The organism is Bradyrhizobium sp. USDA 4502, assembly GCF_054063355.1.
This window is the reverse complement of record NZ_JBSSGF010000001.1, coordinates 4,452,659-4,473,755: the sequence shown is the minus strand read 5'-3', so window position 1 is coordinate 4,473,755 and position 21,097 is coordinate 4,452,659. Positions and strand designations below refer to the sequence as shown.

Genomic DNA, 21,097 nt, shown 5'->3' with positions numbered 1-21,097 from the left:
AGACTCTGCGGCGTCGCCCCAAACAAAAACGGAGGCCCTTCGGCCTCCGTTTCCATTTGCTATTCGCTACTCGCTTACTTCGCCAGCTTACCCCAGCCGTCCCGCGGCGTGCGCGAGCAGGGTGTAGACCAGCCCGGTCTCCGAGGTGAGGTGGCTGCTCAGCTCCTGCTGGCCGCGGCCGTCGCGGGCGACTTCGTCGAGCAGGCGCTCGAACTCCGCGATATAGCGGTCGACCGTCTGCTTGAAGCCGCGGTCGGCGCGATACTTGCGGGCCACCTCATCGAAGGCCTTCTGGCCGGCCGGCGTGTAGAGGCGCTTGGAGAACGCCTTGTTCTCGCCGCGCTGGTAGCGATCCCACATCTCGGCCGCAAGCGTGCGGTCCATCAGCCGGCCGATGTCGAGCGACAGCGACTCCAGCGGATTGACCGGCTGTTGCTGCGGACGCGGGCGCTGCTGGGCGTCGCGGCTCTGCGGGGCGGGCGGCGGTGCGTCGCTGCGGTTGAGCAGGTCGGACAGCCAGCCGTCGCCGTTGTTGTTGGAGCCTGCCGGGCTGACCGGCGGGGCCTCGGTGCGGCGCGAGCTCGTCATGCCGAGATCCGGCGGCGGCAGCGTCGAGGCGCTGTTGCCGTTGTCCCGCATGCGCACGTCGCCGCGGCCGCCGGCGGCAGCCACCACCGGCTCCTCGTGGCGAACGCTGGCGCGGTTGGTCGAGACCACGTCGAGTCCGCGGCCGTGATGAGCGACGATGCGGTTCAGCTCGGCCAGCGCCTCGATCTGGTCGACGATCACCTTGCGCATCTGCGCGGTGTTCTCGGCGGCCTCCTGCGGCATCTCGAGCACGCCGCGGCGCAGCTCGTTGCGGGTGGCCTCGAGCTCGCTCTGCATCTCGCTCGCCATCTGCTTCATCGCCGTGACCATCGCGGAGAACTTCTCCGTCGATTCCTTGAACATCGCATCGGTCTCGGCGTTGCTCTGCTGGTAGAGGTCGTTCATGGCGTCGACGGTCTGCTGACGCTCGTTCTCGGCCGCCTGGCGCACCGCCTCGAACTGCCTGCTGATCGCAGCCGAACCGGCGCCTGCGGTCTCCGCCACCACACGGGCGATGTCGCGGGCGCGTTCCTCGGCCGCTCCGAGCGATTCATCGAGCAGCCCGGTGAAGCGCGACAGCCGCTGGTCGAGATCGGTGGTGCGCAGGTCGATGGTCGTGACCAGCGCTTCCAGCGCCGACTTGCGCTCGCTGACGGAGGCCGTCGTCGAGCGGTTGGCCTGCTCGACCACGGCAGCCGCATCGATCAGCGCCTTGCCATGGGTCTCGAACTGGCTCGACAGCTCGCCGAGATCTTCCAGCGCCTTGCCGGTCTTGCTGTTGAACACCGTGAGCTGGTCTTCCAGCGTCTGGGTTGCCACGCCGTTGCGCGAGGTGACGTCGTTCATGGCGGACACAAAGTCGGCCACGCGGGTCACCAGCGCGCGCTCCAGCGAGTTGAGGTTGTCGTGGGCGCCGGTCAACACTTCCTGCAAGAGGATGTTGCCTTCGCGCAGCCGCTCGAACAGCGCGACCGTATCGGTGCGCAGGATCTTGCTGGTCTCCTGCATCTCCGTGACGGCCGAGATCGAGACCTGGCGCGACTGGTCGATCGCCGTGCGCGAGGCCTGCTCGAGCTCCTTGAGCGACTTCGCCACCGCGCCGGTCGCCTGATCGCCGGCCGACGTGATGTTGCGCGCGACATCGCTGCCATGGGCCGCCATCGACTGCGAGAAGGCGAGGCCGCGGGTTTCGATCGCCTTCAGCGCATCCGCGGTGGCGCGATCCATGTCGCTCGACAGCTGCGTGGTCTTGGCGGTCAGCGCCTCAACCAGCGAGCCGCGGCGGCCGTCGACCATCTGCGACAGACGCTCGGTCTGCTGCTGCACATAGGTGACGATCTCGTCGGTCTTGCCGGTCATCGCCGAGCCGAAGGCGCTGGAGGCCGACAGCACCGAACGTTCGATGTCGGCGGAGGTCGTCTTGACCTTGGTCGAGACCTCGTTGGACATGGTGATCAGCGCGGCCTGCGCGTTCTGCGCCGAGGTCTGGATGTTGTCGGTGGTCTTGACCGTGACCGCACCCAGCGCGCGCTCGATATCGGTCGAGAGCGTGCGGATCTGGGCGGCGGCATCGGCGGAGGTCGCCGCAAACGAGCTCTGGGCCTCGCGGGCGCTGCCGAGGATGGTCTGCGCGGTCTCCGCGCTGGCCGTGGTCAGCGACCGCTCGATCTCGGCGGAGATCTCGCGGATCTGGCTTGCGGCCTCGCTGGAGGTCGCCACGAACGAGCTCTGGGCATCGCGGGCGCTGCCGAGGATCGCCTGCGCGGTGTTGGTGCCGACCGAGGTCAGGGTGCGCTCGACATCGACGGCCAGCGACTTGACGTGGTTGGCTGCTTCCGTCGACGCGGTGACGAGGGTGTTCTGCGCCTCGCGGGCGCCGGCCGTCAGCATCTCGACGGTGCCGGAGCCGGCCATCGACAGTGCACGCTGGATGTCGGCGGCAAGCGCCGACACCTTGGTCGCAGCCTCGGTCGACGCGTTGACCAGGGTGCTCTGGGCCTCACGCGCGCCTGACGTGATCGATTCCGCGGTGGCGGAGCCGGCCATCGACAGCGAACGCTCCATATCGGCCGCCAGCGAGCGGACCAGATCGGTGGCCTCGGTGGATGCGCCGGCCAGCGTGCTCTGGGCCTCGCGGGCGGAGGCGACGACGGCTTCCGCGGTGGCGGAGCCTGCCATCGACAGCGAGCGCTCGATGTCGGCCGACAGTGTTCGGACCAGGTTGGTCGCGTCGGTGGATGCGCCGGCGAGCGTGCTCTGGGCCTCGCGGGCGGAAGCGACGACGGCTTCCGCGGTCGCGGTGCCGGCCATCGAGAGCGAGCGCTCGACGTCGCTGGCGAGCGACTTGACCTGGCCGGTGACGTCGGTCGACGTCGAGATCAGCGTGGTCTGGGCCTCGCGGGCGCCGGTCATGATTGCCTCGGCGGTGGCGGTGCCGGCGGTCGAGAGCGAGTGCTGCACGTCGGCCGCGAGCGTGCGGACCAGGTTGGCGGCTTCGGTGGATGCACCGGCAAGCGTGCTCTGGGCCTCGCGAGCGGAGGCGACGACGGCTTCCGCGGTCGCGGTGCCGGCCATCGAGAGCGAGCGCTCGACGTCGCTGGCGAGCGACTTGACCTGGCCGGTGACGTCGGTCGACGTCGAGATCAGCGTGGTCTGGGCCTCGCGCGCGCCGGTCATGATCGCCTCGGCGGCGGCAGAGCCGGCCATCGACAGCGACTGCTCGACATCGGTGGCCAGCGACTTGACCTGGCTTGCAGCCTCGACCGAGGCGCTGACCAGCGTGGTCTGCGCGTCGCGGGCGCCGGACAGCACGGAGGCTGCGGTGGCGCTGCCGGCCGCCTGCAGCGTGCGCTCGACATCCTCGGACAGCGCCTTGATCTGCGAGGCGACGTCGCCGGAGGCCGAGACCAGCGACACCTGGGCATCGCGGGCACTGGTGAGGATCGAGTTGGCGGCGCTGGTGCCGACGGCGGTCAGCACGCTCTCGACCTCGGCCGAGCTCAGCTTGAGCTGGTTGCCGACGTCCGCGGATACGGTGAGCAGCGCCTGCTGCGCGGTGCGCGCGCCGGTCTGGATGGTTTCGCTGGTGTTGACCACGAGGTTGGTCAGCGAACGCTCGGCGTCCTCGACATGGGACTTGATGCTCGACGACAACAGCTCGGCGCGGGACATCAGGTCCTCGCTCGCCTGGCGGCCGCTGCTCTCGATGCGGCCGGCGACGGCCTCGACGCGCGAGCCCAGCAGGTCCTCGAACTGCGCGACGCGGGTATCGATGTCGCCGGCGATGACGCCGACGCGGCTCTCGATGCCCTGCTGGATGTCGGCGAACCGCGCCGAAATGGTGTCGGTCAGGTTCGCGCTGTGACCATTGATGGTGTCGGCGAGGCGGGTGCTGTGGCCGTTGAGGGTGTCGACCAGGCGGATGCTGTGGCCGTCGATGGTCTCGGTGACGCCGTTGATGCGATAGTCGACCGCGGCGATCGCCTGCACGGTGCCTTCGGTCAGGGTGGTGGTGAGCAGGCCAAGCCGCGAGTCGATCGACTGGATCGCCTGGGAGGCGCCGTCGGTCAGCTGGGTCGCGAGCGTGCCGAGATGGCCGTCGATGGTCTCGGTGACCGACTTGGCGCGGCTCTCGAAGGTGACTTCGAGGGACTTCATGCGGCCGTCGATCGCGTCATCGAGCGATTGCAGACGGCCGTCGAACGAGCCGATCTTGCTGGCGAGCGAACTGTCGAACGACGACAGCTTGTCGGTCAGCGAGGCATCGAGATTGGTGACGCGGCTGCCGAGCGTGGTCTCGAACTGCAGCAGGCGCTGGTCGAGCGAGGCGGTGATCTCGCCGCTGTTGGTGGTGACACGATGGTCGAAAGTGTCGACATAGGTCTTCAGGCTGTCGGCAATGTCCTGGGTCCGCTGGCCCATGCGTTCGACGATGTCGCCGCCGAAGGTCTTCACTGTGCGGTCGAATTCCGAGATGTGGCGGGTGATCAGCGCGCCGAGCGTGCCGGAGTCGCGGGCGAATTTCTCGGCGAGCTCGCTGCCGTGGTTCTTCACCAGGTCGTCGAACGCGCTCATCTGCAGCGACAGCGAGTCGTGCGCGGTCTCGGTCTGGCCCACCACCTTGGCGACCAGCGAATTGACGGTGACGTCGAGCGCCTCGCTTGCCTTGTCGCCCGACGTCAGGATCTGGCCGGCGAGGCGGTTGCCGGCGTCGTCGATCTTGCTGACGAGGTCGTTGCTGCGCAGCTCGAGCTCGAGCAGCAGCGAGTCTGCAGAGTTCTTCAGGGAGTCGTGGACCTCTTCGGTGCGATCGGAGATGCCGTCGACGATGACGGACGAGCGCTGCTCGAACTCGCCGGTGATGCGGTCGATGCGCTCGTTCAGCAACTCGTGAACTCGATCGGCCAGATCGACGAACTCGTCATGGACATGGCCGGTCTTGAAGTTGAGGCTGGTGGTCAGCCGTTCGGAGGCGTCCATCACCGCGCGCGTGGTCTCGGCGCTGGCTTCCTCGAGACGGTCGAGCAGGTCGCCGCCGCGCTCGCCGAGCGCGAGGATCATGTTGTCGCCGGCATGGCTCAGCGCGGTCGTGATGTGCTGGCCGCGCTCTTCCAGCGCGCCGGTGATGCTCTTGGCGACCTCGTCGACGCGCGAGGCGATCGCGTCCGAGATCAGCGCGATGTCGTGGCGCAGGTCGATCTGCACGCCGGAGATCGCGCTGCGCACCTGCTCGGCCTGGCCGACCAGGTTGTCGCGCTGGTGGGCGATGTCCTGCAGCAGCGCGCGGATGCGCACCTCGTTGTCGGAATAGGCGCGTTCCAGCGCCGCGACCTCGTTGGCGACGAGGGTCTCGAGTTCGCCGGCGCGCGCGATCGCGCGCTCGACGCCGTCGCCCATCGCCGCGACTTCGCGGCGGATCGCCTGGCCGACCGTCACCATGGAATCGGCGGCGGCGTTTTCCGGCTCGGAGAATCGCATCGCGACCTGCGCCATCGATTGCGCGATCATCTGCATGCGCTGACCGTGCGCGGCGAGGCTTGCGAGATAGTAGAACAGCAGGATCGGCACGGCGAACAGCGCGGCAAGGCCGGCGAGCACCAGGACGCCGGTGCCCTGGGCCATCGAGGCCTGCAGGGCCGGCCAGAACGCGATGGTGAGGATGACGCCGCCCAGCAGCCAGGCGCCGGAGCAGACAAAGAACAGCGTGAAGGCGTTGCGCGCGCGTCCTCCCTGCAGCGTCTGCAGCATCTGGCCGATGGTTTCGCGATCATCATTGGCGGCGCGGCGCGGCGCGCGCGGTTCTTCGATCGGCTCGAACGCCGAACGATCGGAATTACTCGGACGCGACTCGAACGATGTGGCTGAAAAATCGGCAGCGGGCGGCAGGTTCGGCGGCGCGGCGCCTTCGTTGAGGGGGCTGCCATTCTCCGCGCCCTGTTCGCTGATGTTGAGGGCTTCCTGGATGGCAGAAAGCGCGACTTCGGTGGGATCTTTGACCTTCTTGGGAGTGTTCGCCATGTTCAGTCTGAGCCCTCTCACTATTTTACGCGTCGGCGAGCCTGCGATCGTCCCCACGCAAGCTCGAAGCCGGTGCCCACAAGCGGAGCGCAAGCCGGCCCCCTCGGCGGCTTGTCCGCTACATCCGCAAACATCCTATTGGGAGAGCGATGCGAATGAAATGCTTGCGATTAATACTTTCTTAATCATCGTTAACAGCTTTGCCCCATAAGGCCTTATGGGCACTCGAAATTCCCGCTCTAGAGCACCGATTGTGTCCGGAAATTGTCCAGAATCGGGCGGTTTTGCCGATCATCCCAACAACAATCCGTTAACCAGTTTCGTGATTGGCTGGGCCAACGATCCGCCGGCGAGGGCCCGGCGGAGACGACAGGGACAGGCCATGCCGCTTCACCTCGAACGGGTCGAATGGACGCAATCGCCGCCGCTGGCGCCCGGCGCCGGGCCGATCGACGTCGATCATCTTCAGCGCATGACGCTGGGTGATCCGGGCCTCGAGCGGGAAGTGCTGGCCATGTTCTCGACCCAGTCGGCCCGGATCCTCGGGGAACTGGCCGCCTTGCCGCCCGAGGCGGCGACCCATGCCCATACCCTGAAAGGATCGGCGCGGGCGATCGGCGCCTTCGGCGTCGCCGAGGCTGCTGCCCAGCTGGAGACCGCGCTGAGCGGCGGTTCCGATGCGGCCCAGCCGCTTGCCGCGCTCGGCGCCGCGATTGCCGAGGCGCGCACGGCGATCGAGCTGATCCTGGGCCGCTCCTAGGCGTCCGGCGTCTCGGCGGTCCGCCGCCACAGCTTGGGCGGCATCCCAACCGGCGGGCAGGTTTTCGGTCTCCGCGCTAGCGCTGTGCGGACCGACCCGTTATACGACTGCCCGGGACCTTTCCATCCATCGTCCGGCGCATTCCGGCAGCACGAGCAATCATGGCCAAAATCCACTTTATCGACCATTCCGGCGAGAAACGCACAGTTGACATCGAGAACGGCGCGACGGTGATGGAAGGCGCGATCCGCAACGCCATTCCCGGCATTGAAGCCGAATGCGGCGGCGCCTGCGCCTGTGCGACCTGCCATGTCTATGTCGATGAAGCCTGGCGCGAGAAGGTCGGCGCGCCGTCACCGATGGAAGAGGACATGCTGGATTTCGGCTTCGACGTGCGTCCGAATTCGCGGCTGTCCTGCCAGATCAAGGTGACCGACGATCTCGACGGACTGGTCGTGTCGACGCCGGAGCGGCAGGCCTAGGATCCCTTATTCGCCGTCCGGATTCACTCCGCGACGGACCCAGCGGCGGAAGTTCTGCTTGACCTCCGCCGGCAGCGGCGCCGGCCTGCGCGTGGCCTCATCGATCATCACCGTGACCGCCTTCGCCGACGCCACGCATCTGCCTTCCGAAAACACCACCTGGTCGAAGGTGGTCGACGTGCGTCCAAACTTGACGAGACCGAGCCCGAGCTCGATCTGACCCGGCCAGTGCAACTCGGCACGGAAATGGATGTCGAGGCGCACCATGATCCAGCCGAGCCCCGCCGGCATCAGCCCCATGCTGCGATCCTTCACCAGCGTGACGCGGCCGGTTTCAAAATAGCTCGCATAGACGGCGTTGTTGACGTGCCCGTTGGGGTCAAGATCGGCAAAGCGCACATTGTCGGACAGGCGATAGGGAAAGTCTTCCAGGCGCGGCGCATCGTCAGCACGGACAGGGGCATTCACGAGGGGGATCTCCGTCGGTTTCCCGCCCATACAGCCGAGTTGCGCAGGCTCGGCAAGGGGTTGCCGCGCCAGCCGCTGTCCCTATTATGCATGTCGCGATCCGGCCCACTTGGCTGGACAGGCGAAAAAGCCGTCCAGTCGATTTCAACTGAAAAGAAGCGGACATGAGCGAAGCGATCAAGACCGATGTGCTGATTATTGGCGCGGGCCCCTGCGGACTGTTCGCCGTGTTCGAACTGGGCCTGCTCGACATGAAGGTGCATCTGGTCGACATCCTCGACAAGATCGGCGGGCAATGCGCCGAGCTCTATCCGGAGAAGCCGATCTACGACATTCCCGGAATTCCCTTCGTCACCGGTCAGGGCCTCACCGAACAGCTGCTGGAGCAGATCAAGCCGTTCGGCCCGACCTTCCATCTCAACGAGATGGTGGAGAGCATCGAGAAGATCGGCGATCCCCTGTTCCGGGTGAAGACCGATGCCGGCAAGGAGTTCGAGTGCAAGGTCGTCGTGATCTCGGCCGGCGGCGGCTCGTTCCAGCCGAAGCGCCCGCCGGTGCCGGGCATCGAGGCCTATGAAGGCACGTCGGTGTTTTATGCCGTGCGCAAGATGGAGCAATTCCGAGACAAGAACATCCTGATCGTCGGCGGCGGCGACTCCGCGCTCGACTGGACGCTCAATCTGCATCCGATCGCCAAGCGCATCACGCTGCTGCACCGGCGCGACGATTTCCGCGCGGCGCCGCACAGCGTCGAGCAGATGCGTGCGCTCGTTGCCGACGGCAGGATGGATCTGAAGATCGGCCAGGTCACGGGGCTCGAAGGCGCCAACGGCCAGCTCTCGGGCGCGGCGCTCAAGGGCAACGACAATGCGGTCTCGACGATCGCCTGCGATACGATGCTGCCGTTCTTCGGACTCACCATGAAGCTCGGCCCGGTCGCGAACTGGGGCGTGGCGCTGGAGAACAATCTGGTGCCAGTCGACACCGCGGCGTTCGAGACCAACGTGTCAGGCATCTTCGCGATCGGCGACATCAACACCTATCCGGGCAAGCTCAAGCTCATTCTCTCCGGCTTCCACGAGGGTGCGCTGATGGCGCAGAAGGCGCACCGCTACGTGTATCCGGACAAGCGGCTGGTGTTCCAGTACACAACCTCGTCATCGAGTCTGCAGAAGAAGCTCGGGGTGAACTGATTTCACTCGAGCGGAGACCAGTGCCAGGGGCATGGGCCATTTCCTGCGCGGCGCCTGGAACACTCCGTGAAATGGCCGTAGTCTGCTTGTAGTCGAGTTGGTCGATTGATCAGGTGATGATGATGCGGAACACGCTATCCAGACTTCGGCTGATCCTCGCGATCGCCACGGCCTTTGCGCTAGCTGCTCCGCTTGCGGCCTCGGCGGCCGATCCGTCGGCTGCCGGCCTGTGGCAAAAGATCGAAGACGGCAAGCCCGAGGGCTGGTTCCTGGTGATCGAGCGCAATGGCCTGTTCGAAGGCATGATCGCAAAGATGTTCTCATCGCCCGGCGATCCGCCCAATCCGGTCTGCTCGAAATGCACCGACGATCGCAAGGACATGCCGTGGCTCGGCATTCCCCTCATCCGCGACATGAAGCGCAACGGGCTCGCCTATGAAGGCGGCAACGTGCTCGATCCGCGCAACGGCAAGGTCTACAAGGCCAAGATGACGTTGAGCGCCGATGGTCAGACGCTGACGATGCGCGGCTTTCTCGGCATCTCGCTGTTCGGCAAGGATGAGGTCTGGACCCGGCTGCCTGACACCGCGGTGGCCCAGCTCGATCCCGCGATCGTTGCCAAATATCTGCCGGCGCAAGCCGCGGTGGCGAAGCCGGCGGCGCCAGTGCCCGCGACGAAGCGGCACTAAGGCGCGATGAGATTAGGTTGAATCGTCATCGCGCTTTAGTTCTTTGTTTGAGCATGATCTTTTCGGAAAACCGCTTCGCACTTTTCCGGATCATGCTTTAGCACTTCTCTCTAACGCTCCGATCTGCGCACGCTCACGCTCCGCTCTTGCGTGGCAACGTGAGCGTTCAGCGCTGTCCCGTCGGTGCAATCGGCATCGGCAGTGGCGCGACCGGCTCGGTAATCACCTCGGGCACCGCGGTGTTCAGCTGCAGCACGGTGGCGGCCGCGGGGACCGCGGCATCGGCCATCGCGGCATGGCCTTCGGCGCTCGGATGCACCGCGCCGCCATACACCGCCGACAGGATGCCCCATGTCGCGTCGTGGATGTCGCTTGGCTGCATCGAGGACGGCAGGCCCTGCGGGTAGGTCATCGCCGTGAAGTAGCTGTCATTGGCGTCGCGGATCCAGCGCGCGCGCGGCAGATAGGCGCGGTATTCGCCGGCGCTGCGGCCGCATTTCAGCGGCTGGTTGGCCGCGGCGACGATGTCCGAGACGAAGCTGTCGCCGTTGGCGGCGAAGCAATCGCGGTCGAATTCCGGATCGGTCGAGGCGCGTGCGCAGAAGCCATGGCTCGCAAACGCGTCCTGATGCGCATCGACGAAGGTCATGCGATCGGCCTGCGGATTGCGGCAGATGATGCCGGACTGGCACTGCGCGATCGCCTTGAGTTGCGGCAGGAACTCGTTCTGCACGAAGCTCGACACCGACGCGAGGCGGTTGGGATCCGCGTTGAACGAGGGATGGATCTCGAAGCCGGCGCGGCCGCCGGGGCAGGGCGCGCCGCCATTGGCCAGCGCCGGATTGGCATAGGCCGTGTAGATCACGTGCGAGAGATCGCCGCCGACCAGCGGCTTCAGCGCATCGCGCAGCTTGGCAAAATCGGCCGGCAGGTCGCGCGCCAGCGCCGAACGGGCATCCTCGACGCTGGCCATCGAGCCGCCGCGGCTGAACAACGTGCGCTCGGTCGGCGTATCGACGATCACGTTGGCGACGAGGCCGGAGAAGTAGATGTCGTTGGCGCCGATCGACAGCAGCACGAGGTCGAGGGTGCGGTCGGGCTGACGGCGCTTGGCGGCGGCGAGTGCCGTGCGCAGCTCCGCGATCTGGCCGTTGACGGTGCCCGAGCAGGTGTTGGCTGTCTTCGTCGGCAGGCATTCCCGCGCCTGCTGCGAGCCGAGCAGGCCGTCGGCGATGCTGGCGCCGGTGCAGGCCAGCGGCAGATAGGTCACCGCGATGTGCGGATATTGCACGGCGAGCGCGAGCGCCGTGCGGGTCTGGTAGCTGTACAGCGACCGGTGACAGGCCGAGTTGAGCCACAGCGCGCTCTGGCGTTGCCAGTTGGTCAGGGTATCCGGTGCTTCGCAGGCGCGGCCGCCTTTGTAGCCGGCGCGGCTCGGCCGGTAATATTGCGCCCCGCCGAGATAGGAGCGGAAGCAGAACCCCTCGTCGGAGAGCGCAATCGCGCGGTCGGGATTGCCCTCGCCGGATGCGATGCTGTCGCCGAGGCCCGCGATCAGCAAGTCGCGCACCTCGATCTGCGTCGCCACACGCTGGTTGGCGTCCGAGCCGCTTGCGACGTCGACGGTCGCGACCGTGGTGCGGCCGTAGCGGACGCGCAGGTTGATCGGCTCGGCGCAATCGAATGTCGAGGATTGCGGCCCGTCGCCGTCGTCGAACGACCAGGCACAGGTCGCGCCGACCGGAACCGGGCCGGTGAGCCGCACGACGATCGGATGATCGATCGGCGTCAGATAGCTTTCCTTGACGTTGTCGCGCGTGCAGGGCTCGCTGACGCGGCCCTGCAGGTCGATGCAGAGCCGGTTCACGGTGTTGCGCGCCCAGCCGCGGCCATCGCTTTGCAGTTCCAGCGTCTGTTCCGAGGCCAGCACGCTGCGGCCAAGCCCGCTTTCGACATGCAGGCGGAAGTCGCGTTCCTCGCGGAACAGGCGGAAGCGGTTGCGGACCTCCCATGAGATCTGCAGCTGGTTGTCCTGCGCCTCCGCGGCCGATGCGAAGACCGCGGCCAGCGCGCTGCCGAGCAGCACGCTGCAGACCGTCACCCGAAACGAAAATCGAACCAAAAAGCCAATCATGGCGCGGTTTGACGCGAGCGGTACGGCGAAAATAAGAGAAGCGGCCGCGAGGATCGAAAATCCGGGATCGAGGGGGGCCCGCACGAGGGCCGATAACGTTGTCCGTTACCGTTTCAGCTGCCTGACCCGCTGCTGCCGGCTTTCGATCGGTTGCCGCACGGTCGCCGAAGCCGTGCAGGCTTGGCTTAGTCGTTTCCGCTCTTGCCAGGGCTGCACCACGTTGAGCCAGAGCTCGCGCATGCCCATGATCGAGATCGAAATCCCGAACGGGATCAGGAAGTAGAGGATGCGGAACACGACCAGCGTCGCCAGCAATTGTTCCTTGCTGAACTCCGGCAGCGCCACCAGCATCGCGGCGTCGAACACGCCGATCGAGCCGGGGGCGTGGCTGGCGAAGCCGAGCAGCGTCGCCAGGATGAACACGACCGCCAGCGAGACGAAGTCGATATGCGGCTCGGTCGGCATCAGCAGGTACATTGCGAGCGCGCAGAAACCGAGATCGACCACGCCGATCAGGATCTGCAACAGCGTCAGCTTGGCCGAGGGCAGCACCACCTTCCAGCCGTTCTGGCCGAGCTCGCGGCGCGTCTCGCCGGTCAGGAGCCAGACGAAATAGGCGCCGATGCCGGCAAGGCAGCCGAGCGCGATCAGCCGGTTCATCGCCGGCGGCAGCAGGTCCATCGCCGACGCCGCCGCCGGGTGCCAGGCCATGCCGAAGCCGAGCACGAACAAATTGCCGAGCCAGAAGGTCAGGCCCGACAGAAAGCAGATCTTGGCGACGTCGATCGCGGAGAGGCCATAATCGGAATAGATCCGGAAGCGGATCGCGCCGCCGGTAAACACCGTGGCGCCGATATTGTGGCCGATCGTGTAGCTCGTGAAGCTCGACAGCGCTGCGATGCGGTAGGGGACATGGATCTTGCCGATCGTGCGCAGCGCGAAGAAGTCGTAGAAGGTCAGCGTGCAGAACGCCCCGACCACACAGAGCGCCGCCAGCGCGATCCGATGCGGCGCGATGTTGGTGAGCGCGGTGAGAATGATGCCGGTATCGACGCCCTTCAGGGTGTGAACGAGCGACGTGATCGCGAACGCGATGATCAACACACTCGCGGCGATCCCGAGCCGTTTCCAGCCGATCTTTTCCTTGAAACCACGCCCGAGCGTGGTCAGCAGCCGAAGCATTCATCCTCCCGGCGGGGCGGCAAATTTCAGTGGGACCCGATCACGGACGGCGACGGGTGACGGGCAAACGCACCGTACGCGATGACCCATAAGGCAAAACCGATGCGTTGTGCAGCCCTTGACAAGCCAACCTTCGGCCCTCGTCCAGCGTCATTGTCATATTGGCTACATATGTTCTCGCTCTGCGGAATGTGAGTCGCAGGACCGCGATGGGGCCACTGCATGTTCCGCCGTTTCAGGCGGTTTCGCCGGCTTTTTTGCCGATTTTGCGGCCGTCCCGGCGTCGATGCGGGTTAGCTGGCGCGAGGCGAATGGACGATATGCGTCAGCATGGGGACGGCTGAGCCGGCTGTGACGTTTACCAAAGTGTGAAGTCGACGCGCGCATGCGCATGATGCGCCCTGCGCTCGGGCCAGTGAGCCGCGCGAGGGCGGTCCGTAGGTCTATTGAGGCAAAACGCCGCGCAAGCGGGCCGCCGTCGGACAGATCGGCCGGGTACGAGATTTCACACTTCGATCCGTGGCGAAGTGTTGCGGCGAAACGAAGGCCTATGTCTCGCATTGGTTGCCGAGAGCAAGGACGAGACCATGCAACAGACCTCCCTGAACGTCCGGCACATGCCGGACCGCCGCGCAACGTCGCATCGGCAAACGAGCGGGCTCGCGGCGACGTTGACGCTCGCCGCGATGAGTCTCGGCTATGGCGTCGTGCAGCTCGACGTCACCATCGTCAACACGGCGCTCAACGCGATCGGCGCCTCGCTCGGCGGCGGCGTCGCCGAACTGCAATGGGTGGTCAGCGCCTACACGATCGCCTTTGCGGCCTTCATCCTGATCGCGGGCGCGCTCGGCGACCGGATCGGCGCCAAGCGCATCTTCATGGCTGGGTTTGCGATCTTCACCGCGGCATCGGTTGCCTGCGCGGTCGCGCCTGATGCGACGACGCTGATCGCCGCCCGCTGCGTTCAGGGGCTGGCCGCCGCCATCCTGGTGCCGAACTCGCTGGCGCTGCTCCGCCATGCCTATGAAGACGAGAAGGCGCGGGGACGGGCGGTCGGTGTCTGGGCCGCGGGCGCGAGCCTTGCGCTGACCGCCGGCCCGTTCGTCGGCGGCGGACTGATCGCGCTGGTCGGCTGGCGCGCGATCTTTCTGGTCAACCTGCCGATCGGCCTCGCCGGCTTGTGGCTCGCCTGGCGCTTTGCCAGCGAAACCACGCGTCATCAGCAACACCGGCTCGATCTGCCGGGGCAGGTCGCGGCGATCGCCGCGCTCGGCACGTTGGCCGGCGCGCTGATCGAAGGCGGCGCGCTCGGCTGGGGCAACCCGTTCGTGATCGCAGGCTTCGCTCTCGCCGCCGTCTTCTCCGTGCTGTTCGTCTGGCGTGAGGCGCGCGCGCCGCAGCCGATGCTGCCGCTCTCGCTGTTCCGCCACCGGATGTTTGCCCTGACCACGCTGGTCGGCCTCCTGGTCAATGTCGCGTTCTACGGCCTGATCTTCGTGCTCAGCCTCTACTTCCAGCAGGTCAACGGGCTGTCGGCGTTCGCCACTGGCCTCGCGTTCGTGCCGATGCTCGGCGCCGTGCTGCCCGCCAACCTGATCGCACCGCATGTCGCGGAGCGGATCGGCGCGCCGGCGACAATCGCGCTCGGCGCCGCTCTCTCCGCCACCGGATGTCTTGCGATGCTGTTCATCGGCCCCGGCACCAGCTACCTCGCGATCTGCCTGCAATTGCTGGCCATGAGCGGCGGCCTCGGCCTGCTGGTGCCGCCCCTGACATCGGCGCTGCTCGGCAGTGCCGGGCCGCAGCATGCCGGCATCGCGGCCGGGGTGTTGAACGCGACCCGGCAGACCGGCAGCGTGCTCGGTGTCGCGCTGTTCGGCTCGATGGTCAGCCGGTCCGCGGCCTTCATCACCGGCCTGCATGCGGCCCTCGTCATCTCCGCCGGCGTGTTGCTGGCGGCGGCTGCGCTGATCTGGATCGGCGCATGGTCACAGGCTCGGCGCTGAGACGAACCGCAGCGAGGCATCTCCGCGTTGCCCTGACCCGATCGCCTGCATTCAAGGCTTCTTCACCATGCGTGGAACCTTGCTGCGGTGCGGTTACCGTTCCTACACGAATGCGTCTGTTCTTATAGGTTCATAAAGGGGGCCTATATGTATCGCGTTCTGACCTGTCTCACTTTGGAACATGACTGGCGGTTGGTCGTCCTCGGCGGGGTGATCTGCCTGCTCGCCAGCGCCGTCGCGATCAGCCTGTTTCACCGTGCCCGCGCTGCGCAGGGGCGGGCCCGCGAGATCTGGATCGGCCTCGATGCGGCGGTCGGCGGTTGCGGTATCTGGGCCACCCATTTCGTTGCCATGCTGGCGTACGATCCCGGCATCGAGGCCGGGTACAACATTCCCATCACGCTGCTGTCGCTGGTGCTCGCGGTTGCGATCCTGGCGGTCGGATTGGCCGTCGCCACGCTCGATGGACGCTGGCAGACGGTTGCGGCCGGTGGCGCGATCGTCGGCGCCGGTGTCGCGGCGATGCATTACACCGGCATGCTCGGGCTGGAGCTGCCCGCGCGCATCGTCTGGTCGCCCGGCATCGTCGCCTCGTCGATCGCGTTCGGAAGCCTGTTCGGCGCGCTCGCGCTCGTCGTTGCCACCCGTGGCGAACGTTTCGGCACCACCGCCGCCGCGACCGGTCTTCTGACCGTCGCGATCGTCTCGCATCATTTCACCGCGATGGGCGCGGTGACGCTCGTCCCGGATCCGACGATCGTTTCCGGCGGACTTACGGTCTCGCCGCGCGTGCTCTCGTTCATGACCGCCGTTGCGGCCTTCGCGATCCTCGGCCTCTCGCTGATCGCCTCGATCCTCGACCGTCGCGCCAAGACCGAACTTCACAAGCAGAAGGTGGTGCTCGATACCGCGCTCGAGAACATGTCGCAGGGGCTGTGCATGTTCGATGCCGACGGCCGCATCATGCTGTTCAACGAGCGCTACAGCGAGATGATGGGGCGCAGTCGCATACCGCTGCAGGGACGCCTGCTGATCGATGTCCTGCAGGACCTCCATTCCATCGGCGAGTGGGACGGCGATCCCGAGGAGTTCTGCAATGCTCTCGTCGCCGAGGCAAAGGCCGGCCACAGCGCGACGCGGATCGTCAGCCGCAACGAGCGCGCGATCCGTGTCGTCGACCAGCCGATGAAGGGCGGCGGCTGGGTTGCGACCTTCGAGGACATCACCGAATGGCAGCAGGCCCAGGAACAGATTTCACACATGGCGCGGCATGACGCGCTGACCAATTTGCCGAACCGGACGCTGTTCCGCGAGCAGCTCGAGAAGGCCTCGAGACTGGCCAAGCGCTCCGACCAACTGGCCGTGCTCTGTCTCGATCTCGATCATTTCAAGGAAATCAACGACACGCTCGGACATCCGATCGGCGACGCGCTGCTCCGCGAAGTGGCGCGCCGGCTGGGCGAATGCGTCACCGAGCACGACACCGTGGCGCGGCTTGGCGGCGACGAATTCGCCATCGTGCAGTTCTGCAGCAATTGCGAGCCGTCCGTCGTGTCGTCGCTGGCAAGTCTCGTGGTCGAGCGGATCGCCGCGCCCTACGAGATCGGCGGCCATCAGCTCGTGATCGGCGTCAGCATCGGCATCTCGCTCGCGCCCGAAGACGGCAAGGATCCCGACGAATTGCTGCAAAAGGCCGATCTCGCGCTGTACCGCGCCAAGGCCGACGGCCGCGGCACCTATCGCTTCTTCGAGACCGGGATGGATGCGCGTGCGCAGGCGCGCCGCCTGCTGGAGCGCGACCTGCGGCTCGCGCTCGAGCATGACGAGTTCGAGGTCTACTACCAGCCGATCCGCGATGTCGCGGGCGATCGGATCGTCGCCTTCGAGGCGCTGGCGCGCTGGAACCATTCGCTGCGTGGCCTGATCGCGCCGAACAATTTTATTCCTGTCGCCGAGGAAACCGGGCTGATCGTTCCGCTTGGCGAGATCGTGTTGCGCAAGGCCTGCGCGGATGCCGCGGGCTGGCCCGAGGCCGTCGCGGTTGCCGTCAATCTCTCGCCGGTGCAGTTCAAGAACCCGAATTTGGTGTCGTCGGTGAAGGCGGCGCTGCAAGCATCGGGCCTGTCGGCGGATCGGCTTGAGCTCGAGATCACCGAATCGGTGCTGCTGCAGAACAGCGAGGCGACGCTCGCGGTGCTGCATGAGCTGCGCGGCTTCGGCGTCCGCATCTCGCTGGACGATTTCGGCACCGGCTATTCCTCGCTGAGCTATCTGCGCAGCTTCCCGTTCGACAAGATCAAGATCGACCGGTCCTTCGTCACCGACCTTGCGACACGCGAGGACTCGATGGCGATCGTGCGCGCGGTCACCGGCCTCGGCAAGAGCCTCGGCATCGTCACGACAGCCGAAGGGGTCGAGACCGATACCCAGTTCGATCTGCTGCGTCGGGAGGGCTGCACGCAGGCGCAGGGCTATCTGTTCAGCCCGCCGCGACCGGCAGCCGACGTCGCCAAGATGTTGCGCAGGGTGCCGGAACGGTCGGTCGCCTGAGTTGGAAGGCCGGAGAGCCGGATTCTGGTTTGGACGCGTTCTCTTCACGCGAACCGCGTCCACTTCGCTCGAAAACGCTCTAGCTCTTGCGCAGGGCAAAATAGGCGCCGCAGAACGCCATCACTGCGCCGAGGCACAGGGCGGCAAGGCCTGCAAGCACGGCGGATATGGTCGAGACCGTGCTCGGCGCCGACGCGGCCTGGCCGGCGCCGGCCAGCATCAGCACGCCGACGACGATCAGGAAGTTACGCATCCGCTGCGGGATCTGGCCGGCCACCGCGCTGTGCATCAGATTGGCGGTGAAGTAGCCGCCCGAAAATGCGACGGTCGCGATCAGCCACCACGCAATCGCGGCGCCCGCCGGCATGAACTCGTGGCTATCGGAGCGCCACAGGCCGCCGAGATCGAGCCCGTAGCGCGCGCCGAGCATGTGCACGGCAAGCGCCAGCAGCACGCCGGATATCATCGCGCCGCCGAGGATGAGGTAGCGCGGAAAATAGGTCGTCTCGGGCATGGCTCGCTTGTAGGATAGGCGCGACAGGCTGCGCAAGCTGCGTGTGCGTTTGAACAGGTGGAACGGCGGATTGCCAACAACGTTGCAGGACCGGTCGGAGGCAGGCGAGGGCACGGCAGTGCGCTACGCCTACAAGGCCTCCTTGATCGGCTCGGCGCACCAGTTCGAGCTGACCGAGGACGGGCTGTCGTGGCGGATCGCCGGCAGGTCGGGCGTGTGGGACTATGCCGACATCTCCGCGGTGAAACTGTCCTATCGCCCGGTCTCGATGCAGCAGCAGCGGTTTCGCGCCGACATCGACAACGCCAGGGGCGGGCGGATCGCGATCCTCTCGACCACCTGGCAGACCGCGACGCTGGTGGCGCCGCAGGGACATCTCTACCGCGACTTCATCGTCGAGCTGCATCGCCGGATGCAGGCGGCGGGCAGCAACGCCAGGCTGGTCGGAGGTCTCGGACCGAAGACGTATACCGCCGCGCTGGCGCTGCTGGCCTGCCTTGCGGTGGCAATGATCGGATTGCTGCTGACGGCGCTGCTGACCTCGAACTGGATGGGGGCGCTGTTCCTGGTCGGCTTTGCCGCGCTGTTCACCTGGCAGGTCGGCGGTTTCGTCACGCGCAACCGGCCGCGGCGCTACAGCTTCGATCAATTGCCCGATGCGCTGCTGCCGAAGGCGGTTCGCAATCGGTGAGGCAGCGGTTCGCGCGGGTTGTAAGCAACGCGCTGTAAACTCGGCGACGGATTTGCTTTTGGCTGGAGCGTCAGATGACAATCCGGACCCCATTTTTGGCTCTGTGCCTTGTGCTCCTGAGCATCCCGCCGGCTCTTTCCAAGGGCAGCGTGGGCAACAAACATGATCCGCTTGATCACAATCACGTCGACAATCTGCCGCCCGACGTGCGGCGATACGTTGCCGGAATTTGCAAGGGAACGCCGGTCGCGCAGCACGACTTTGCGACTTACTCGCCGCAAGAAAAGCGCTGGCGGATAAACCTCGAATATCTGCAGTGCGGCGTGATCGGGGAGTATCGCAAAGGCAACCAGTGCATGGATGTGGACTTCGTAGCCGAGGGCGCGCATTTTCGTCTCGTGAGAAAGACGTATGCGGCCTGTGGCTTTTGATGCCCTGGCGCTCACTGGAAATGGGCCGCTGCGAGTGCCACTCCTATCCAATTCTGGACTGCGGCGCTGCTTCGGAGTGAACGTGCGATGTCACTCCGTCGAGTCAAAATCCTCTTCGGTCGCGCTCAGCATTCCCGCCAGTGTCCGCAGGCCGAGGTCGAGTTGCTCCATCGGCGGTGCAGCCAGTGCGAGCCGCACCGCATTGGGCGCGTGCCCCGGCGTGGCGGCAAAGGTCGTCGACGGCGTCAGCGCGATGTCGCGGCGCGCCGCGGCCGCGACCAGTGTCTGCGAGCGCCAATGCGGCGGCAAGGTCAGCCAGAGATGATACGACTTCGGATTGGTCTGGATTTCGAAATCGGCCAGATGCTTGGCCGCCAGAAGCTGGCGGCGGCCGGCATCGATCCGTTTCAGCCGTGACAATTCGGCGGCGGTGCCGTCGGCCATCAGCCGCTGCCCCGCGGCGAAGGCGTAGCCCGACGCGGTCCAGCCGCCCGAGCGCACCGCGGCCATGATGCTCTCGCGCAGCCGCGGCGGCGACACGATGAAGCCGAGCGCGAGGCCCGGCGCGACCTTCTTCGACAGGCTGTCGAGCACGATGCAGCTGTCGGGCGCGAGCGCGGCGAGCGGCGCCTCATCGTCGAGGAATCCGTAGACGCCGTCCTCGATGACGATGAGGCCGAGCTTCTCCACCACGCGCAACAGCTCGGCGCGGCGCTCGGCCGGCATGGTGATGCTGAGCGGGTTCTGGATCGTGGGCTGGACGTAGATCGCGGACAGGTGCGCCTCGCGATGCGCCTTCTGCACCGCATCCGGTCGCACGCCGTGTTCGTCCATCGCGAGCGGCACCAGCGAGATGCCGAGCCGCGCCGCGATGCCCTTGACGAACGGGTAGGTCAGCGCCTCGACGCCGCAGCGTCCGCCGGGCGGCACCACGGCGGCGAGCGCGGCGGCGATGCATTGCCGGCCATTGGCGGTGAACACGATCTGGTCGGGATTTGGCGTCCAGCTTTTGCGCGCCAGAAATTCCGAGGAGATGGTGCGTGCCGCCCGCGTGCCAAAGCTGGTCGCCGGCCGCAGCGCGCCCTCGAGCACCTCGGGCCGCTCCAGTCCTTCGAGGCTCTTGGCGATCATCGTCGCCTGGTGCGGCAGCAGCGGATAGTTGAACTCGAGGTCGATGCGGGCGCCGCGCGGCTCGGTCGGGGCCGTGATGCCGCGGCGTGCCTCGCCGGACACGAAAGTGCCGCGGCCGACTTCACCGACTACCAACCCGCGCCGCAACAGTTCGGTGTAGACCCGGCTCGCCGTCGAGACGGCGATGTTGCGGTCATAGGCGAAATGACGCTGCGGCGGCAGCCGGTCGCCCGCCTTCAGCGCGCCGCTGGCGATCTCGGCGGCCACCGCATCCGCCAGCTTCAGATATTCGAACCTCGACATTATTGCACCGAGAGCAATGTTTTACTTGCTCCGAGCAATGTACCGGATCATTTAAGAGGGAACAAGCCCATGATTGCACCGAGGAGTGCGCAAGCAGTCCGAGGTCCCGGCGGCGAAGGCGCTGAAACAGCATTTGCGTCAACGGCGTAGCTTTGTCTATGGGCAGCGAAGGAGAGATGACAATGTCAGCGATATCCTCAGCCGCCGCAGCGCCCGCGCGGCCTAGTACATTGGGCGGATTGCTCCGATTGCTCCGAGTGTGGGGCGATGCGCTCGCGACCTATTGGGTGCGCCGCGAGGCGATCAAGACGCTGCGCCAGCTCGATGACCGGGCGTTGCGCGATATCGGACTCTCGCGCTGCCAGATCGAGACCGCCGTCACCGGCGACTTCGACCTGGAGCTGGTGCGGATCCGTTAAGATGCCGGTGCTGCGCTAATGCATGATCCGGAAAAGTGC

General features: G+C 66.3%; 15 protein-coding genes. 9 read left to right on the top strand and 6 right to left on the bottom strand.

Annotation, left to right across the window (positions count from 1 at the left end; genetic code table 11):
• Positions 1-87: 87 nt before the first annotated feature.
• A complete protein-coding gene (locus ACVW1B_RS20870; RefSeq protein ID WP_456822109.1) occupies positions 88-6,105 on the bottom strand; it encodes an apolipoprotein A-IV repeat region-like domain-containing protein in 6,018 nt (2,005 codons plus the stop codon).
• A 382-nt stretch (positions 6,106-6,487) separates the two neighbouring features.
• Between ACVW1B_RS20870 and ACVW1B_RS20865 the strand changes: the two genes are divergently transcribed.
• Together ACVW1B_RS20865 and ACVW1B_RS20860 are read left to right on the top strand one after the other, a co-directional pair.
• The gene (locus tag ACVW1B_RS20865; RefSeq protein WP_076825720.1) at positions 6,488-6,865 is read left to right on the top strand and encodes an Hpt domain-containing protein; all 378 of its coding nucleotides are present in this window, start codon (positions 6,488-6,490) and stop codon (positions 6,863-6,865) included.
• A gap of 161 nt (positions 6,866-7,026) precedes the next feature.
• Complete coding sequence (locus tag ACVW1B_RS20860) at positions 7,027-7,347, top strand: 2Fe-2S iron-sulfur cluster-binding protein (RefSeq protein ID WP_016841525.1); 321 nt, start codon at positions 7,027-7,029, stop codon at positions 7,345-7,347.
• A gap of 6 nt (positions 7,348-7,353) precedes the next feature.
• On the opposite strand, the gene ACVW1B_RS20855 is transcribed toward ACVW1B_RS20860, so the two are convergent.
• Complete coding sequence (locus ACVW1B_RS20855) at positions 7,354-7,815, bottom strand: acyl-CoA thioesterase (protein WP_092085034.1); 462 nt, start codon at positions 7,813-7,815, stop codon at positions 7,354-7,356.
• A gap of 164 nt (positions 7,816-7,979) precedes the next feature.
• Between ACVW1B_RS20855 and ACVW1B_RS20850 the strand changes: the two genes are divergently transcribed.
• Both ACVW1B_RS20850 and ACVW1B_RS20845 read left to right on the top strand, forming a co-directional pair.
• Entirely contained in the window at positions 7,980-9,008 is a 1,029-nt protein-coding gene (locus tag ACVW1B_RS20850) for an NAD(P)/FAD-dependent oxidoreductase (protein ID WP_168855018.1), read from the top strand.
• A gap of 122 nt (positions 9,009-9,130) precedes the next feature.
• Positions 9,131-9,697, top strand: coding sequence for a DUF2147 domain-containing protein (locus ACVW1B_RS20845; RefSeq protein ID WP_057016746.1), 567 nt, complete (start codon positions 9,131-9,133; stop codon positions 9,695-9,697).
• Between the two features lie 166 nt (positions 9,698-9,863).
• On the opposite strand, the gene ACVW1B_RS20840 is transcribed toward ACVW1B_RS20845, so the two are convergent.
• Together ACVW1B_RS20840 and ACVW1B_RS20835 are read right to left on the bottom strand one after the other, a co-directional pair.
• Positions 9,864-11,831 carry a hypothetical protein gene (locus ACVW1B_RS20840; RefSeq protein ID WP_456822108.1) on the bottom strand — a complete coding sequence of 656 codons (1,968 nt, stop codon included), beginning with the start codon at positions 11,829-11,831 and terminating at the stop codon, positions 9,864-9,866.
• Between the two features lie 105 nt (positions 11,832-11,936).
• Positions 11,937-13,013 carry a lysylphosphatidylglycerol synthase transmembrane domain-containing protein gene (locus ACVW1B_RS20835; RefSeq protein ID WP_456792468.1) on the bottom strand — a complete coding sequence of 359 codons (1,077 nt, stop codon included), beginning with the start codon at positions 13,011-13,013 and terminating at the stop codon, positions 11,937-11,939.
• A gap of 617 nt (positions 13,014-13,630) precedes the next feature.
• Between ACVW1B_RS20835 and ACVW1B_RS20830 the strand changes: the two genes are divergently transcribed.
• On the top strand, positions 13,631-15,019 hold the full coding sequence (locus ACVW1B_RS20830; protein ID WP_456823051.1) for an MFS transporter: 1,389 nt from the start codon (positions 13,631-13,633) through the stop codon (positions 15,017-15,019).
• A 147-nt stretch (positions 15,020-15,166) separates the two neighbouring features.
• Complete coding sequence (locus ACVW1B_RS20825; RefSeq protein ID WP_076825716.1) at positions 15,167-17,569, top strand: EAL domain-containing protein; 2,403 nt, start codon at positions 15,167-15,169, stop codon at positions 17,567-17,569.
• 79 nt (positions 17,570-17,648) lie between these two features.
• Here ACVW1B_RS20825 and ACVW1B_RS20820 read toward each other — a convergent pair whose 3' ends face one another.
• The gene (locus ACVW1B_RS20820; protein WP_456780209.1) at positions 17,649-18,083 is read right to left on the bottom strand and encodes a hypothetical protein; all 435 of its coding nucleotides are present in this window, start codon (positions 18,081-18,083) and stop codon (positions 17,649-17,651) included.
• A gap of 82 nt (positions 18,084-18,165) precedes the next feature.
• Between ACVW1B_RS20820 and ACVW1B_RS20815 the strand changes: the two genes are divergently transcribed.
• Positions 18,166-18,774, top strand: a complete 609-nt coding sequence (locus ACVW1B_RS20815; protein WP_456823050.1) for a hypothetical protein — start codon at positions 18,166-18,168, stop codon at positions 18,772-18,774.
• A gap of 74 nt (positions 18,775-18,848) precedes the next feature.
• Complete coding sequence (locus ACVW1B_RS20810) at positions 18,849-19,205, top strand: hypothetical protein (protein ID WP_156436156.1); 357 nt, start codon at positions 18,849-18,851, stop codon at positions 19,203-19,205.
• Between the two features lie 90 nt (positions 19,206-19,295).
• Here ACVW1B_RS20810 and ACVW1B_RS20805 read toward each other — a convergent pair whose 3' ends face one another.
• The gene (locus ACVW1B_RS20805) at positions 19,296-20,639 is read right to left on the bottom strand and encodes an aminotransferase-like domain-containing protein (protein ID WP_229159674.1); all 1,344 of its coding nucleotides are present in this window, start codon (positions 20,637-20,639) and stop codon (positions 19,296-19,298) included.
• Positions 20,640-20,821: 182 nt separating this feature from the next.
• Here ACVW1B_RS20805 and ACVW1B_RS20800 point away from each other — a divergent pair, with 182 nt between their 5' ends.
• Positions 20,822-21,058 carry a DUF1127 domain-containing protein gene (locus tag ACVW1B_RS20800; protein WP_057016744.1) on the top strand — a complete coding sequence of 79 codons (237 nt, stop codon included), beginning with the start codon at positions 20,822-20,824 and terminating at the stop codon, positions 21,056-21,058.
• Positions 21,059-21,097: the final 39 nt, after the last annotated feature.